Source organism: Streptomyces sp. NPDC006265, from assembly GCF_040613555.1.
In the GTDB taxonomy this organism is placed as follows: Bacteria; Actinomycetota; Actinomycetes; order Streptomycetales; family Streptomycetaceae; genus Streptomyces.
Map to the genome: position 1 here is coordinate 1 of NZ_JBEXSH010001406.1, position 1416 is coordinate 1416.

General features: G+C 74.2%; 2 protein-coding genes. Both read right to left on the reverse strand.

The genetic code is table 11. From position 1 onward, the window contains the following. A partial coding sequence (locus ABZ281_RS49320; RefSeq protein ID WP_356665375.1) for a PucR family transcriptional regulator occupies positions 1-862 on the reverse strand: 862 nt, incomplete at its 3' end. A gap of 190 nt (positions 863-1052) precedes the next feature. After that, the coding region (locus ABZ281_RS49325) for a helix-turn-helix transcriptional regulator (RefSeq protein WP_356665377.1) at positions 1053-1416 on the reverse strand (364 nt) is incomplete at its 5' end.

Consider the following 1416-nt stretch of genomic DNA (forward strand, 5'->3'; position numbering starts at 1 on the left):
CGACACCGATCCGGCATCCGGCCGGGGCGTCGGCGGTCAGGGCCAGGGCCGCAAGGGGGTCCAGGTCGGCCTCCCCGTCGCCCTCGCCGCCGACCAGGACGATGCCGTGGTCCACCTCCACTCCTGAGTGGAGGTAGGCGCTCCCGCCGGGCGGGAGATCGTGGGGCGGGCCGCCTGCGATCGCGACGACGACGTACCGGCCGTGCTCCGGCAGGCACAGCCTCTCGGCGGTCTCGGGCAGGTCCGCGATCCGGCTCGTGCCGTCCAGGAGGGCCGCGGCCAGCAGGCGCACGCTGTTCTCGCGCCGCCAGGCGAGCTGCCGCTCGGCCTGCCGGTAGGCGTCGGCGACGAGGGTGCAGTGCTCGTCGACGAAGTTCCACACGTCGGTGGCCACGTGCACCAGGAGCCGGACGTCCTCGGGCTCCGAGCGGGTGGTCTCCTCGACCAGCCGCTGCCACACCAGGGATCCGCCCAGCCGGAACGCGTGCAGCAGGGCGTCCAGCGGCAGCCCCTGCTCGGCGCGGGCGACGCCGATCCGCCAGGTGCAGCGGTGGGCCGCCTCACGGGTGCCGCGCGGGTCGAGCAGCGAGGTCACGCTGTGCCGCAGCGAGCGGTACACCTCCTGCCAGGTGGCGGCATGGTCGTTCTCCAGCGCTGTCCGGTACGCCGGTTCCTGCTCGCCCAGGACCGCCAGCAGCCGGTCGGTCAGGTCCGGCAGGTCGTCCAGCAGGACGCGGGCGGCCCGGTGCAGGACGCGCAGCGCGTCGGCGTCGATCAGCGACCGGATCCGTCGTGACCGCGGTTGCGGAACGGGTGTGGGCCCGGTGCGGAACGTCGTACGTGTGCGTGCGGCAGGGTGCATGGCGGTCCTCCCCCGACTTCGGCCTTCCGGCGGCCCCCGGCGCCGTCCGGGCGCAGCGGCGTCCGGCGGGTGCGCCGGCCGTACGGCCGTCGTCACCCGCGTAGTGCTGCTTCGAAGGATGACATACCGTCCGGTCGGTCCCCAGGGTCGTGCGGTGTCTTCTCGCCGGGTCTGCCGAGATTTCCGGGGGTCAGCGCTGCTCCTGGTCGACCATGCGGGCCAGTTCCATGCGGGAGCGCACGCCGAGGGCGGCGAAGACGTTGCGCAGGTGGTAGTCGACCGTGCGGGTGCTGCCGGCCGGCCGCTGAGCCACCTCCCGGTTGGTGGCGCCCTCGGCCACGTGGCGTGCGATGCGCAGTTGCTGCGGTGTCAGCCCCGACAGCCCCGCGGTCGGTTCCTTCCCGGACACATCCGTTGGCGCGCAGTTCGCCAACCAGCCCGACGCCACCGACCTGGACGCCACCCTCGCCGCACTGAAGGGCTGACGCCACCAGGGCTCCGCGGGACAGCGGGTCCTCCGGCTGACGGGCCGGTCGGCTCCCCTGCCGTTCGGC